The sequence below is a fragment of the Halolamina pelagica genome (assembly GCF_001307315.1).
GTDB lineage: Archaea > Halobacteriota > Halobacteria > Halobacteriales > Haloferacaceae > Halolamina > Halolamina pelagica_B.
On record NZ_LGUC01000001.1, the window covers coordinates 320,542 to 334,790 of the forward strand.

A 14,249-nucleotide genomic window follows, 5' to 3' on the forward strand; every position below is an offset into this window, starting at 1 on the left:
ATCGGTGTCGCAGCGGCGACCACCGCCGGCACCGGGGCAGGGACCGACCAGTGTGCGGCCTCGCCGACCCGGCCGCTTTTGCCCGCCCGGCGCCGAGGATTCACCATGCTGGTCGTGCTTTCGGACACGCACGCGACCGAGACCACACGCCTCGTCGGCGCCGCGGCCGACGCCGTCGCCGACGCCGAGCTGGTGCTCCACGCCGGCGACTTCACCACCGACGCGGTGCTCGACGAGTTCCACGACGTGGCCGCCGACCTCCGGGCCGTCCACGGAAACCGCGACAGCGACGCGGTGACCGACCGGCTGCCGACGGCGACGACGCTCAGCTACGCCGGCGTCCGGATCGCCGCCACCCATCGCCGGCGGGGCGGGACGACCGGGCTGGCGATGTTCGGGCGCGAGCGCGGCGCCGACCTGGTCGTCTCGGGCCACACCCACCGACCGCTCGTCGACCAGGAGGGGGCGGTGACGCTACTCAACCCCGGGAGCCACGCCGACCCGCGGGGTGCGAGACAGTCCTTCGCCGTGCTCGAACCCACAGACGACGGTCTCTCGGGGCGATTGGAGACGGTCGATGGCACCGTGTTCGAGCGTTTCGACGTCGAGAACGAGTAGTGCCCTGCACAGGGCGAGTGGAGGGCCGAAGCAGGGACACCCGATCGTTGGGGTGGACTCGACAAAGTAGTTAGGTAAACACAAAGAGCCGTTTTAGCGACCGGTCCCGACCGGCTCAGAACTTCTCGAGCAGGTCACGGTAGAAGCCGGACTCGGTCTCGTCGGCCAGCTTCTCGACGATGAGTTCGGGCGTCGAGCGCGCGAGGTGGTCTTTCTTCGGCGAGCGGTCGACCCGGAGCTCGCCGTCGACCAGCCCGACCGCCTCGATGCCGTCGACGGCCACCTCGAAGCCGGCGGCCTCCCGGATGCCGTCGGCGAGGTGAGAGACGAACACGGCGCTCGCCCCCTGTTCGTCGAGCGCTTCGAGGATGCCGGCGATGATTTTCGCCGAGGCGCCGGGTTCGGTGATCGACTCGAGCTCGTCGACGAGCACGAGCCGACCCGTGGCGCCCTCGACGAGGTCGCCGAACTCACGGAGCGTGCTCTCGAACGCGCCGGCGTCGAGCGTGCCCTGTGACTTGGCGTAGTAGTGCAGTTCCGAGACGCGGCCGACCCGCGCGCCCTCGGCGGGCACGGGCAGGCCCATGTGTGCGAGCACGACGATCAACCCCACCAGATCCAGCGTCGACGTCTTCCCGCCGGAGTTCACCCCGGAGAGCAGCGTCACGCCCGAAACGCCGTAGTCGACGGGATCGACTTCGCCGAACGGCACGTCGAGCAGCGGCGAGCGGCCGCCCTCGATCTCGAACCCCTCGCCCGCGAGCGTCGGCATCACGCAGTCGAAATCGCGGGCGAACCGCGACACCGCCAGCTCCACGTCGAGTTCGAGCGCGGCATCGACCATCGCTTCGACGGGCGCTCGGAGCTCCCGGAGTTCGGCCGCCAGCTCCGTCTCCAACTGGTTCGCGCGCCGGTCCCGATCGGCCGTGAGCTCGGTTCGTAGTCGGGAGACCGCCTCCTCGTTGTGCTCCAGCGGGAAGGCGGGTTCGCCGCCGAAGACGCGTTCGACGAACTCCGCCTCCCCCGCATCGAGGTCGAGACTGTCGACGACGTGCTCGCGAGCTAATGCGACGGCCTGGTCGTAGTCGTCGGCCAACTCCCGGGAGAGCAGCGAGTCGACGCGGGCGCCCTGCTCCACCAGCGAGAGGAAGTCGGTGCCCTCGATGGTCACGTCCCGCTCGCCGATGGCGTCCCGGAGGTGGTCGTTCCCGACCGACTCCGCGGTGCTCACGGCGGCGTCGAGATCGTCGACGGCGATCGAGAGCCGTTCGAGCTCCTCGTCGCCGACGATGCCGCCGTCCTCGTCCACGCGGTCGAGCGCCGCACGCAGCGAGTCGATGTCGCAGTCGGGCTCGGTCCCGGCGGCGTCGTGGACCGCGGCGGCCGCCAGCAGGCGGTCGCGGTTCTCAGCGAAGAAGCTGAGCGTGCGCTCCGGGACGAACTCCTCGGGGTGCTCCAGCGCGTCGGGCACTACGCGCACGTCGCCCTCCACGTCGATACCCGCGAACTCGGCGTCGAGCACGTACACCGTGGAGTACGAGCGACCGAGTTCGCCGAGTTCGCGGCGCTCGTCGATCACTTCGACGGGGAGTTCGGGGAGCGCGTTCTTCGCCTCGGCGTAGCGCTCAGCGTCGGTAGTCGCGATACAGCGCTCCCGGACCCGGATCCCCTCCGCCGGTTCGAGCGGTTCGACGCCGTCGAGCGCGTCGAGGATTGCCGGCTCGGGATCGCGCTTCATTGCCGTCGTCGCGAAGCTGCGGACCTCCTCGATGCGGGACTGTTCGGTGCTGGGGAAGAACGTCTCCAGTCGCTTCTCGCCGTACGTCGTGACGGCACGGTCCTGCAGCAGGCCGAGCGCGTCGTCGTAGATCTCCCGCGCCCGGTCGGTGGCGAGGAAGCCGCCGTCGTCGCCGTGCTCCCGGCGGATCGCGCCGCGGGCGATCGCCGCGGCGCGGCCCTCGGTGATCGCCGGCGAGCGGGCGATCGCCGCCACGTCGCCCCGTCGGAGCGCCTCGTCGGCGTCGTCGAGTTCGGCCAGCGAGGCGGCCGTCTTCTCCCCTACCCCCGGGATGGCCGTGAACTCCATTCAGGCCGGGGTTCCGCGCCATCGCTCAAAAGCGTGTGGTTCGGCAGGGGCCGCGACGACGGCCTTTTGCCCGGCGGGTCGGAACTCCCGCCATGTCCCTCGACGCGAAACTGGCCGCCGCTCGCGACGACCTCGCCGACCGGGACGGCGTGCTCGTCGCCTTCTCGGGTGGGGTCGACTCGAGCGTCGTCGCGGCGCTGGCCCACGACGCGCTGGGCGACGACGCCGTCGCCTGCACCGCCAGAAGCGAGACGCTGCCGGAGGCGGAGCTGTCCGAAGCCAAGCGGGTGGCCGAAGAGATCGGTATCCGCCACGAGATCGTGACGTTCTCCGAACTCGATGACCCACAGTTCGTCGCCAACGACGGCGATCGGTGTTACCACTGCCGGACGATGCGACTCGACCGGATGTACGAGGCCGCCGACGAGCTCGGGATCGGAACCGTCTGTGACGGGACTAACGCCGACGACACCGACGGCGGGCACCGACCCGGCCTGCAAGCCGTCGACGAACTCGACGTGACCTCGCCGCTGCTGGCTCACGGGCTCACGAAGGCGGACGTGCGGGAGGCCGCCGAGCGGTACGACCTCTCGGTCGCCGACAAGCCCTCGATGGCCTGTCTCTCCTCGCGGATCCCGACCGGGCTGAAGGTGACCGAGGAGAAGCTCACCCGCATCGAGCGGGCGGAGGCGCTGCTCCGGGAGTGGGGGTTCTCCCAGTTCCGCGTGCGAGACCACGACGGGCTCGCCCGCATCGAGGTGGGCGCAGACGAGCTCGACGTCGCACTCGATCCGGACTTCGCGGCGGCTGCCCGGGACCGGCTCACCGAGATCGGGTTCGATCACGTCACGCTCGATCTGGAAGGGTACCAGACCGGGAGCGTGAGCCCCGAGAACGAAGCGGGAGCGGAGTCGTCGGTCGAGGACGTACTCGCCGCCGACTACCCCACTGGCGAGTAGTCCACGCTCGTCGCGAATCCCGTCGCCGTTAAGTGATTACCCCGCATCTCTTCGGCCAAGATGGGGGATCGACTCGTGCGGGCCGGCACCGTACTCACGGGGTTCGTCGGCGTCGCACTCGTCGTGTTCGGGGGTATCGCGTCCAGTACGGGACCGGGACGGTCGATGAGCTGCTGTCGCTGGGCTTTCTCGCCGTGGCCGTCGTCGCGAGCTACCGCTCGCTGGCGGTTCACGCCGGATCGCGAGTGAACGCCCTGGGGAACACCGCACTCTTTCTCGGCGCGGCGGCGGCCTACGGCGGCGGCGTGAACTTCGGGATCGGGCCGGTCGCGACGGCCGGGCAGGCGCTGTTCCTGATCGCCGTCACCTACTTCGTGCTCCGGCTGTACTGATCGACGCCGTCGCTCGAGAGGGGCTGACAGGCGGCGCGACTGCTCGCCGACGGACTGCCGCTCTCCCGCCTCCCCGTCGGCGCCGGGGATCAGATCACGGGGACGCTGGTCGCGCTCTGGTACTTGAAAAGTGGGCTACCCCTCGACGTTGCGGAGCGTCGCCGCCACGTCGTGCGGCGTCGAACCGGGCGCGTCATCGACGCGGTGGTCCGGCACGAAGATCGGTACGGGATTCGCGCGGAGCGCGGTCCTGACGGTGCCGGCGTCGCCCTCGTCGTCCGGGTTCAGGTTCGCCATGTGGGCGACTTGCCGGGTGGTTCCGGTCTCGCCGTAGGGGATCTGGCAGACCGCATTCAGCACCGCGCGCTGGTCGGTCGGGACGGTGATCGCCACGTCCACGTCCGCGAAGTCGTCTTTCTCGCCGTCGAGGTAGTCGAACACGCGGTCCAAGATCGGGTGGTCCGGGTCGGCGTCACCCGGGATCTCGTCGGGGAACGACACGTCGATCACCTGGCTGCTGGCGACCGCGATCTGGACGGGCCGCCCGAGTGCGGGCGACTCCCGCGCGAAGATGCCGGCGTCTTCCATCGTCACGAACGACGCCGTACGGCGCCTTGAACCCGGCGGCGGCGCCCGGGGCGGGGGCCGGGTTCGCAAGCCTTTTGAACAGTTCCGTACATTAGTGTACAAGTATGGACAGCAGAGAGGAGATGGCCCCCGCCGTGCGCTCCATCCTCGACGCCGCACGGGAGCGCTCCGGTGGCGCATCACGGGTCACCGTCGACGACGCTCGGTCGCTCCCGGCGGCCGTTGGGGCCGCCGAGGCCGACGGCCGGACGCCCGTCGTGGCCGAAGTGAAGCCGACGAGTCCGACCACGGCCGGCGAGACCGAGCGCGATCCGGTCGAGCTGGCCGAGGAGATGGTCGCCGGCGGCGCCGCCGCGCTCTCGGTACTGACCGAACCCGAGCATTTCGGCGGGTCGATCGAGAACTACCGGCGCGTCCGCGAGGCCGTCGACGTGCCGGTCCTGCGCAAAGATTTCCTGCTGGAGGAGGCCCAGTTGGACGCGGTCGCGGCGGACGTGGTGCTGCTGATCGCCCGCTTCCTGGGGGACGACCTCGCGGCGATGCTCGAGGCCGCCCGGGACCGCGGGATGCAGGTGCTCGTCGAGGTCCACAGCGCGGACGAACTCGAGCGAGCAGTCGACGCCGGCGCGGAGATCATCGGCGTCAACAACCGCGATCTGACCGAGTTGGAAGTCGACCTGGACACGTTCGAGGCGGTCGCGCCCGCCGTGCCGGATTCGGCGACGCTGCTCGCCGAGTCCGGCATCTCGACGACTGCGGACGCGCGACGGATGCGCGAGGCGGGCGCGGACGGCCTGCTCATCGGCACCGCTATCATGGACGGCGACCCACGTGAGAACACGACACAGTTCGTCAACGCATGAGTTCTGATTCAGCTACCGACGGGAAGTTCGGGGAGTACGGGGGCCAGTACGTGCCCGAGGCGCTGATGCCCGCCATCGAGGAGCTGCGGGACGCCTACGAGCGCTACGTGCTGGAAAACGAGGACGGCTTCATGGACGAGTTCCGGGAGCGACTGCGCCAGTTCGGCGGGCGGTCGACGCCGCTACAGCACGCCGACCACCTCTCGGCGCGCTACGGTCGCGAGATCTACCTCAAGCGCGAGGACCTGCTCCACGGCGGCGCACACAAGCTCAACAACGCGCTGGGGCAGGTGCTGCTGGCGAAGTACATGGGGAAAGAGCGCATCGTCGCCGAAACCGGCGCGGGCCAGCACGGCACCGCGACGGCGATGGCCGCGGCCCACCTCGACATGCCCTGCGAGATCTACATGGGCGAGACCGACATTCAGCGCCAGCGCCCCAACGTGTTCCGGATGCGCATCAACGGCGCCGAGCTCAACCCCGTCACCGCGGGCCGAGGCACCCTGAAGGAGGCCATCAGCGAGACGATGCGGGACTGGGCGACCAACGTCGACGACACCCACTACGTCGTCGGCAGCGTCGTCGGCCCCGCGCCGTTCCCGGAGATGGTCCGGGAGTTCCAGTCGGTCATCAGCGAGGAAGCCCGGCAGCAGTCGAAAGACCAGTTCGGCACGCTGCCGGACTCGGTCGTCGCCTGCGCCGGCGGCGGCTCGAACACGATGGGCGCGTTCGCTCGGTTCGTCGACGACACGGACGTGAGCCTGCTAGCCGTCGAGGCCGGCGGCTCCTCGCTCGCCGTCGACGAGGAGGAGGGTGTCGCCCCCAACTCCGCCTCGCTCTCGACGGGCGGGCAGGGCGTCCTCCACGGCGCCCGGACGAAGGTGCTGCAGGACGAGTGGGGCCAGATCGTCGAGTCCCACTCCGTCTCCGCAGGCCTTGACTACGCCGGCGTCGGCCCCGAACTCGCCTACCTCGTCGACGAGGGTCGCGTCTCGGCGGTCAACGTCGACGACGACGCCGCGCTGGAGGCGTTCCACCGGCTCTCTCAAGAGGAAGGGATCATCCCCGCCCTCGAGAGCTCCCACGCGCTGGCGTACCTGGAGGAGCAGCTCGGCCCTGACGCCGACCCCGACGAGGCGGCCGCCGACGCCCTCGGCGACCGCATCGTCGTCAACCTCTCCGGCCGGGGCGACAAGGACCTCGAAACCGTCATCGAGGAGACCGACAAGCGCGAGATTCCGAACGCGCCGGACATGAGCGAGTTCGCGGGGGACTATGAGCCGGCTGCCGGCGGCGTTCGACGCCGACGACCCGGCGTTCATCCCCTACCTCGCGGTCGGCGACCCGGACCTCGCGGCCTCGAAGGCCTACGTCGAAGCCCTCGTCGAGGGCGGCGCCGACTGCGTCGAACTCGGCCTGCCGTTCTCGGAGCCGATCGCGGAGGGGCCGACGATCCAGAAGGCGGTCGTGCGGTCGCTCTCGGGCGGTATCACCCCGAGGCGTACTTCGAGTTCGTCGACGACCTCGAGGTGGACGTGCCGCTGGTCTGTATGACGTACTACAACCTCATCTTCCGCTACGGCGCCGACTCCGGCACCGCCGCGGGCGAGGGCGACTACACCGCGCCCGGCCCGCGCCCGTTCGTCGAACGCGCCGCGGAGGTCGGCATCGACGGCTTCGTCGTCCCGGACCTCCCCGCGGAGGAGGCCGACGCCCTCCGCGAGGCCTGCGACGAGTTCGGCCTCGACCTCGTGTTCATCGTCGCGCCGACGACGACCGAGAGCCGCCTCGACACGATCCGCGAGCAGGTCTCGGGCTACGTGTACGTGCAGGCCCGCATGGGCGTCACCGGCGCCCAGACCGACGTGTCCGACCAGACCGCCGAGAGCCTCGCCCGGATCGCCGACTGGGACGTGCCCAAGGCGGTCGGCTTCGGCATCTCCACGGGCGACCACGCCGCCCGCGTCGTCTCGGCGGGCGCCGACGGCATCATCGTCGGCTCCGCGCTCGTGGACATCGTCGCCGACGGCGTCGAGAACGACCGCGCCACCGCCGCCGTCGCCGACGACCTGCGTGAGAAAGCCCGCGAACTGAAGGAGGGTGCCCGCCGCGGCGCCCGTGAATCGCCGGAAGCGGAAGGGCAATAGGGAGCGACGGAGCGCAACTCTCAAGCCCCGGTTGCCACAGAGTAGCACACCACCGAGGACGTAGCTCGCTCACCATGACACGACTCACACCCACCGACGCCGGCAGAGCCGCACGACTCGATCGCCTCTCGACGGACGGCAACGTCCTGATGGTGCCGATGGACCACGGCATCACCATGGGCGCCGTCCAGGGGCTGGCCGACATCGAATCGACCATCGACGCCGTCACCCGCGGCGGCGCCGACGCCGTGTTGACCCAGAAGGGGATCGCCCCCCGCGTCCACCCGAACAAGAACGGTGCGGGCTACGTGGTCCACCTCAACGCCTCGACCACCATCGGCCCGGACGAGGACGACAAACGCGTGACCGGCACCGTGAAGGAGGCCGTCCAGGCCGGCGCCGACGCCGTCTCGCTCCACCTCAACGTCGGCAGCAAGTATGAGCCCAAACAGATCGAGCAGTTGGCCGCGGTCACCGAACAGGCCCGCGAGTTCGGCATGCCCGTGCTGGCGATGACGTACGCCCGCGGCGAGGGCGTCGACAGCACGGATCCCGAGTCGCTCGGTCACGCAGTCCGACTGGGCGAGGAACTCGGCGCAGATCTAGTGAAGACGGGCTACTCCGGCGACGCCGACTCCTTCGAACGCGTCGTCGAGTCGACGGAGCTGCCGGTGCTCATCGCCGGCGGGAGCAAGGGGACGAACCGCCAGACCGTCGAGATGGTCCGCGGGGCGATGGACGCCGGCGCCAGCGGGGTGTCGATGGGGCGGAGCATCTTCCAGCACGAGCGACCGGAAGCGATCGCGAGTGCCGTCTCGGCGGTCATCCACGACGACGCCGACGTGGACGCGGCGCTGGACGCGGGCGGGTTCGAGGACTGAGCGGCGCGGTCACCAGGCCAGCGCGGTTGTAGCGAACGCCGACGTTCCGTTGCTGCGGCACATCGAGGCGGTGCGCTCGACACGATCAGTGCACTCGATACAGTCGAGCAGGCGGCCACCACGTCAGCAGGCGCTACTGGGGTGGGGCAGATAAACACCCGCACCTGTGGGCGTCAAGACCCAACCCGCCGGAGCACGGATCATCATCCATGACGAGCGCGGACACAACCGCAACCGATCTCGCGGAACGGGCGGGTGACGCCGACGGCGTGGCGACGCCGCCGGGGCCGGACGGCTACCCGGTGCTCGGCAACGTGCTCTCGCTGGCCGACGACGCCTTCGAGTTCTACGAGACGCTCTCCGACCACGGCGACGTGGCCCGCTATCGGGTTTTGGGACGGAGGGCTACGCCGTGACCCATCCGGAGGCGATCCGGCAGGTGCTGGTGGACGACCACGAGCAGTACGTCAAAGGCGAGATGCCCAACGACCGGCTCGGAAGCCTGCTCGGTGACGGGCTCTTCCTCGCGGAGGGCGACGCCTGGCAGCGCCAGCGCCGGGCGATGCAGCCAGCGTTCTTCCGCGAGCAGATCGAGGGGTACGGCGAGTCGGTCGTCGACCACACCCGCGCCGTGACCGACGGCTGGGACGACGGCGAGACCGTCGCGATCGACGAGGTGGCCTCGACGCTCACCCTCCGCGTGCTGGCGTCGACGCTGCTGGGGATCGACGCCGAGGCCGAGCGGGAGACCGTCAGGCGGGCCGCCACCGCGATCACCCAGCGATACGACACCGCCCGCCTCGGCTCCTACTTGCCCGAGTGGCTCCCGACGCCGACGAACCGCCGCTACCGGCGGTCGCTGTCGGATCTCCACGATCTCGTCGACCGCGAAGTCGCGGCGCGGCGGTCCGCCGGCGGCCAACCGGGCGACCTCCTCTCGATGCTCGTGGCGGCGTCCGACGAGGGCGCCATCGACGACGACACGCTGCGGGGCAACGTCGTGACGTTCCTGTTCGCTGGCCACGAAACCACCGCGCTCGGACTGACGTACACGCTCTATCTCCTCGCGACGCAGCCGGCGACACAGCGCCGCCTCCGCGACCGACTGGACGCGACCCTCGACGGGGAGCCGACGCCCGCGGACCTCCGAAACCTCCCGCTGCTGGCCGCCGTCATCGACGAGTCGCTCCGGCTCTACCCGCCGGTCTACACCTTCTTCCGCGAGCCGACGGCGGACGTGACCCTGCGTGGGTATCGGGTCCCCGAGGGGTCGGTCATCTCGTTGCCGCAGTGTGTCGTCCACCGCGACGAGCGCTGGTGGGACGACCCCGATTCGTTCAACCCCGACCGCTGGCTCGGCGAGACCGACCGCCCGGAGTACGCGTACTTCCCCTTCGGCGGCGGGCCCCGACACTGCATCGGGATGCGGTTCGCCCGGCTCGAACTCCGCCTGGCAGTCGCGGTGCTGCTGGCTTCCTTCCGGTTCGAGGCGGTCACGGAGTCGCTCTCGCGAACCGCGAGTGCGAACGCGAAGCCGACCGAGCCAGTCGTCCTGCGCGTTCGAAAGCGGTGAGAGCCGTGCGATACTGACAGAATTAAGGCCGAGCCTCCAGAACTGCGGGCCATGGAGACGCTGCTTCTCAACAGCGAAGACGTTCACCACAACACCTCGATGGCGGAACTGATCCCCGCCATCGAACAGGCTTTCGCCGCCTACGAGAACGGGAACGCCAAGATGCCCGCCAAGTCCTACATCGACCTGCCGAAGTACAGCGGCGACTTCCGGTCGATGCCCGCCTACCTCGACACGGGCGAGTGGGACGCGGCCGGGATCAAGTGGGTCAACGTCCACACCGACAACGAGGAGCAGTTCGACCTGCCGACGGTGATGGGGACGATGATCTACTCAGAGCCCGAGAACGCGTTCCCGCTGTCGATCATGGACGGCACGGAGCTCACGATGCAGCGCACCGGCGCCGCCGCCGCCGTCGCCACCGACCACCTCGCCGTCGAGGACGCGAGTTCGATGGGGATCGTCGGCGCCGGCGTCCAGGCGTACACCCAACTGGAAGCCATCTCGGAGATCCGCGACATCGAGGAGGTCGTCGTCTCGGACCTCGACGAGGCCCGCGTGAACGAGTTCATCGACACGTTCTCGGACCGCTTCACCGTGCGCTCGGGCACGCCGCGCGACGCCGGCCACTGTGACGTGCTCTCGACGGTCACGCCGGTTCGGAGCCCGATCCTCGGCCCCGAGGACGTGGGCGAGCACACTCACATCAACGCGATGGGCGCCGACGCCGAGGGCAAACACGAGATCGAGGACGACGTGCTGCTGAACGCGAAGCTGGTGATCGACGACCACGCCCAGTGTACCCACTCCGGCGAGATCAACGTCCCGTGGGCCAACGGCGTGCTCGACGACGACGACCTCTACGGCGAGATCGGCCAGATCGTCGTCGGCGACAGAGCCGGCCGGACCGACGACGACGGCGTCACCGTGTTCGACTCGACCGGGCTGGCGATCCAGGACGTGGCCGCCGCCCACGTGGTGTACGAGCACGCAAACGAACGCGACAACGGCACGAACTTCGACCTGCTCGGGCTGGCCTGATTTTCGGAAGTCGGTTGGGGGCTGTGTTTACGAACCCCCTTCGAACCAGCGGACGACGGCCTCTGGCCGACCTTTTGTCTGGGAGCGAGCGAAAACGAGCGACCGCAGCAAACGGTCGAGGTGCTACTCCAGGTGGATCGCCGGGCGGAACGGGATCGCGCTGTCGGCCCGATCCGCCGGGTCGACCACGTCCGCGTCGTCCTCGGCGTACACCTCGACCGTGGCGTCGAACTCGCGTTCGAGGAACGCCGCCGCGTTCTCGTACGCCGCCTCCTCGTCCATGTCGAGCAGGTCAGCGAGTTCGTCCTCGTCGTAGTCGCGGGCGAACTCAACGGCGTCCTGTGCCACGTCGTTGACCTCGTTCCCCCGTTCGCGCAGGTCGGGGTCGCTCATGACCTCGCTCATCACCGCGCCCACGTCGGCGCCGACCTCGCGGACGGCGTCGAACACCTGCCGCTTCCAGTCGGCGGCGGCGTAGATGCGGATCGTGTCGGGGTCGGTGTCGGTCACGTCGGCGACCTCGTTGATGTCGTCGACCAGCGCCTGCACGCGGGTCTCCTGCAGTTCCAGATCGGGGGCGCGCAGGTCGTCGTCGACCGCGGGCCACGGCGCGTCCTCGGCGGGCGTGCCCGTCAGTTCCTCGTGGAGTTCGTTGGCCATGAACGGCGTGAACGGCGCCAGCAGGCGCAGGCGCGTCTCCAGCACGTGGCGCAGCGTCCAGCGTGCGCCCGGCCGGTCGAGATCCGCACGGCGACGGTACCACTTCAGGTGCTCGTCGAAGCCGTAGAACGCGGCCTGGGTGGCGGTTCGGGTCTCTGAGCGTTCCATCGCCTCGGTGGTTGTCTCGATCGTGGCCTGGAGCTTCGACAGCAGCCAGCGGTCCACGTCCGTGACGGCGTCGCGGTCACCCTCCGGCCCCTCGATCAGCTCCTGCCCGCGGTTGTAGAACCGCCGGAGCTGGTCGTGGGTGCTCTCGACGGCGTCCTCGCGCCAGTCGTAGTCCTGCCACGGCTCGGAGGCGTTCAGCAGGAAGAACCGCACCGTGTCGGCGCCGAACTCCGAGATGGCTTCGCCGGGGAGGACGACGTGGCCCTTCGAGGAGGACATCTTCTGGCCCTCCAGCAGCCCCATTCCCATCACGACGATCCCCTCGGGCCACTTCGGCTCGGGGAAGAACTCGGCGTGGTGGTAGAGGTAGAACGTCAGGTGGTTCGTGATCAGGTCGTTGCCCGAGAAGCGGTAGTCGACCGGGTACCAGTAGTCCCACTCCTCGCCCAGTTCCAGCGCCTGCTCGTCGGGATCGTCAACGGCGTCCTCGCCGTAGAACATCGCGTCGAAGAACTCGGGGTCCAGATCCTCGACGGGCACGTCCTGAATGTGCGGGGCGACCGTGTAGTAGGACATGTACAGCGTCGAGTCCGACAGCGGCTCGATGACGAAGTCCTGGTCCCACGGCAGCCGCGTGCCCAGCCCGTAGTTCCGGATGCAGGGCCACTCCTCCAGCCAGCCGACGGTGTGCTCGTACTCGCCGCGGGTGTTCTCCGGGATCGCGTCCAACTGCGCGATCGCCCTCCGGGTCTTCTCCCGCCACTCCTCGTCGTTGTAGCGCAGGAACCAGGTGTCCTGGTAGGCGACCTCCACGTCGCCGCCACAGCGACAGACGACCTCCTCCGAGAACTCCTGCATCGTGTCGAAGGCGTCGCCGGCGTGGTGCTCGCGGAAGCGGTCACGCACGTCCTCGACGACCTCACCCGCGAACTCGCCGTACTCGTCGTTCAGAACGCCGGAGTGGAACTCGGCGTTGTAGAGGTCGTTCGTCGCCTCCTCCAGTTCGGGGTCGTCGCTGGCGGTGATGCCGCGCTCCTCGACTGCGGATTCGGCGGGAATCTCGCCGTAGCCCTCGATCGAGAGGATCGGGATCGGCTCGATATCGCGGACTGTCTCGGGGTCGATCCCGTACTCGCGCAGGTCGGCGGCGCGCGCTTGCAGCTCCTGCAGCGCGACGTAGTCGTCCGGCGAGTGCGCCGGGACGGACATCACGACCCCCGTGGCGTTGTCGGCGTCGACGAAGCCGGCGGGCAGAATCTGGACGGCCTCGCCCGTGATGGGGTTCTCGACGCTCGTGCCGACGATCTCGCTGCCGGCGAACTCGCTCTCGATCTCGACCTCGCGGTCCTGCAGTTCGAACTTCTCGGCGGCCTCGGCCGAGACGACCCAGGTCTCGCCGTCGACGGTCGCGCGGACGTACGTCGCCTCGGGGTCGACGTAGGCGTTCGTGACGCCGCGGACCGTCTCCGGGCGGAGGGTGGCCATCGGGAAGACGGCGTCGCCGTCGTCCGACGCGCCTCCTCGGTCCGCGTCGCCGTTCTCGGGCGAGTCGCCGCGGAAGCGGACCAGCGTGTACTCCTGGAACTCCGCGTCCTCACCCTCGAGCAGGTCGTGGGTCGTGACGGGCTGCTCCTCGTCGGTGCAGTAGTTCACCGGGTGGAGCCCCTTCTCGACCAGCCCCTTCTCCTTCAGCGTCTGATACTGCCACTCGATGAACTTCGAGTAGCGCTCGTCGTTGGTGGTGAACTCCCGGCGCCAGTCGACCGAGAGGCCCAGGGACTTCATCCCCTTCTTGTAGTGTTCCTCGATGAAGTACTCCGCAAACCCCATCGGCGTCTCCAGATCGCTCAGGTCCTCCTCGGGGACGTTGTACGTGTCCTGCAGCACCGAGAGCTGCTCCTCTTCGCCTTTCTTCAGGCGTTCGACGGCGCCGATGATCGGCGTGCCGGTGACGTGCCACGCCATCGGGAACAGCACGTTGTCGCCCTGTTGGCGCCGGTAGCGCGCGTAGGCGTCCGGAACCGTGTACGTGCGGGCGTGGCCGATGTGCATCCCGCCGCTGGGGTAGGGGTACGGCACCGTGACGAAGGTGGCGTCGTCGTTGTCGCCCTCCCCGTCGGCGGGGTCGGCCTCGTACCGCCCCTCCTCCCGCCAGCGCTGCCGCCAGCGCTCCTCGATCGCCTGCGGGTCGTAGTCCATACCCGAGAGTGCCGGTCCGGCGGTAAAAATACCCATCAGTTCTGACTACCGCGGCCGGCAGCGAGGCGGTCGTC

Annotated in this window: 11 protein-coding genes and 2 pseudogenes; 10 read left to right on the forward strand and 3 right to left on the reverse strand. The window is 69.3% G+C overall.

Annotation, left to right across the window (positions count from 1 at the left end; genetic code table 11):
- Positions 1 to 105: 105 nt before the first annotated feature.
- On the forward strand, positions 106 to 618 hold the full coding sequence (locus SY89_RS01755; protein ID WP_054582913.1) for a metallophosphoesterase: 513 nt from the start codon (positions 106 to 108) through the stop codon (positions 616 to 618).
- Between the two features lie 115 nt (positions 619 to 733).
- Here SY89_RS01755 and SY89_RS01760 read toward each other — a convergent pair whose 3' ends face one another.
- Positions 734 to 2,704, reverse strand: a complete 1,971-nt coding sequence (locus SY89_RS01760) for a MutS-related protein (protein WP_054582914.1) — start codon at positions 2,702 to 2,704, stop codon at positions 734 to 736.
- Positions 2,705 to 2,796: 92 nt separating this feature from the next.
- Between SY89_RS01760 and larE the strand changes: the two genes are divergently transcribed.
- Positions 2,797 to 3,663, forward strand: a complete 867-nt coding sequence (gene larE / locus SY89_RS01765) for an ATP-dependent sacrificial sulfur transferase LarE (protein ID WP_054582915.1) — start codon at positions 2,797 to 2,799, stop codon at positions 3,661 to 3,663.
- A 194-nt stretch (positions 3,664 to 3,857) separates the two neighbouring features.
- Positions 3,858 to 4,055 carry a hypothetical protein gene (locus SY89_RS01770; RefSeq protein ID WP_054582916.1) on the forward strand — a complete coding sequence of 66 codons (198 nt, stop codon included), beginning with the start codon at positions 3,858 to 3,860 and terminating at the stop codon, positions 4,053 to 4,055.
- Between the two features lie 135 nt (positions 4,056 to 4,190).
- Here SY89_RS01770 and SY89_RS01775 read toward each other — a convergent pair whose 3' ends face one another.
- On the reverse strand, positions 4,191 to 4,643 hold the full coding sequence (locus SY89_RS01775; RefSeq protein WP_054582917.1) for a methylated-DNA--[protein]-cysteine S-methyltransferase: 453 nt from the start codon (positions 4,641 to 4,643) through the stop codon (positions 4,191 to 4,193).
- Between the two features lie 104 nt (positions 4,644 to 4,747).
- Between SY89_RS01775 and trpC the strand changes: the two genes are divergently transcribed.
- The 7 genes and pseudogenes from trpC (at position 4,748) to SY89_RS01805 (ending at position 11,148) form a co-directional block, all read left to right on the forward strand.
- Positions 4,748 to 5,506: an indole-3-glycerol phosphate synthase gene (gene trpC, locus SY89_RS01780; RefSeq protein ID WP_054582918.1), complete on the forward strand. Its 759-nt coding sequence runs from the start codon at positions 4,748 to 4,750 to the stop codon at positions 5,504 to 5,506.
- Positions 5,503 to 6,777 (forward strand): annotated as a pseudogene (trpB, locus tag SY89_RS01785) (tryptophan synthase subunit beta); the annotation flags it as partial. The gene trpC and the pseudogene trpB, both read left to right, overlap by 4 nt.
- A 4-nt stretch (positions 6,778 to 6,781) precedes the next feature.
- A pseudogene (gene trpA, locus SY89_RS15610) lies at positions 6,782 to 7,653 on the forward strand (tryptophan synthase subunit alpha).
- Between the two features lie 74 nt (positions 7,654 to 7,727).
- Entirely contained in the window at positions 7,728 to 8,534 is an 807-nt protein-coding gene (locus tag SY89_RS01790; protein ID WP_054582919.1) for a 2-amino-3,7-dideoxy-D-threo-hept-6-ulosonate synthase, read from the forward strand.
- 209 nt (positions 8,535 to 8,743) lie between these two features.
- Positions 8,744 to 8,950, forward strand: a complete 207-nt coding sequence (locus SY89_RS01795) for a hypothetical protein (protein ID WP_054582920.1) — start codon at positions 8,744 to 8,746, stop codon at positions 8,948 to 8,950.
- On the forward strand, positions 8,947 to 10,107 hold the full coding sequence (locus SY89_RS01800; RefSeq protein ID WP_054582921.1) for a cytochrome P450: 1,161 nt from the start codon (positions 8,947 to 8,949) through the stop codon (positions 10,105 to 10,107). The genes SY89_RS01795 and SY89_RS01800 overlap by 4 nt, the downstream gene beginning before the upstream one ends.
- 51 nt (positions 10,108 to 10,158) lie before the next feature.
- Positions 10,159 to 11,148 (forward strand): ornithine cyclodeaminase family protein, encoded by a 990-nt coding sequence (locus SY89_RS01805; protein WP_054582922.1) that lies wholly within the window; start codon positions 10,159 to 10,161, stop codon positions 11,146 to 11,148.
- A gap of 123 nt (positions 11,149 to 11,271) precedes the next feature.
- Here SY89_RS01805 and leuS read toward each other — a convergent pair whose 3' ends face one another.
- A complete protein-coding gene (gene leuS, locus SY89_RS01810; RefSeq protein WP_054582923.1) occupies positions 11,272 to 14,175 on the reverse strand; it encodes a leucine--tRNA ligase in 2,904 nt (967 codons plus the stop codon).
- Positions 14,176 to 14,249: the final 74 nt, after the last annotated feature.

Bases quoted from the DNA above. Each gene is read 5' to 3' on its own strand.
- SY89_RS01755 (WP_054582913.1), top strand. From the start codon at position 106: ATGCTGGTCGTGCTTTCGGACACGCACGCGACCGAGACCACACGCCTC.
- SY89_RS01760 (WP_054582914.1), bottom strand. From the start codon at position 2,704: ATGGAGTTCACGGCCATCCCGGGGGTAGGGGAGAAGACGGCCGCCTCG.
- larE (WP_054582915.1), top strand. From the start codon at position 2,797: ATGTCCCTCGACGCGAAACTGGCCGCCGCTCGCGACGACCTCGCCGAC.
- SY89_RS01775 (WP_054582917.1), bottom strand. From the start codon at position 4,643: ATGGAAGACGCCGGCATCTTCGCGCGGGAGTCGCCCGCACTCGGGCGG.
- trpC (WP_054582918.1), top strand. From the start codon at position 4,748: ATGGACAGCAGAGAGGAGATGGCCCCCGCCGTGCGCTCCATCCTCGAC.
- SY89_RS01790 (WP_054582919.1), top strand. From the start codon at position 7,728: ATGACACGACTCACACCCACCGACGCCGGCAGAGCCGCACGACTCGAT.
- SY89_RS01795 (WP_054582920.1), top strand. From the start codon at position 8,744: ATGACGAGCGCGGACACAACCGCAACCGATCTCGCGGAACGGGCGGGT.
- SY89_RS01805 (WP_054582922.1), top strand. From the start codon at position 10,159: ATGGAGACGCTGCTTCTCAACAGCGAAGACGTTCACCACAACACCTCG.
- leuS (WP_054582923.1), bottom strand. From the start codon at position 14,175: ATGGACTACGACCCGCAGGCGATCGAGGAGCGCTGGCGGCAGCGCTGG.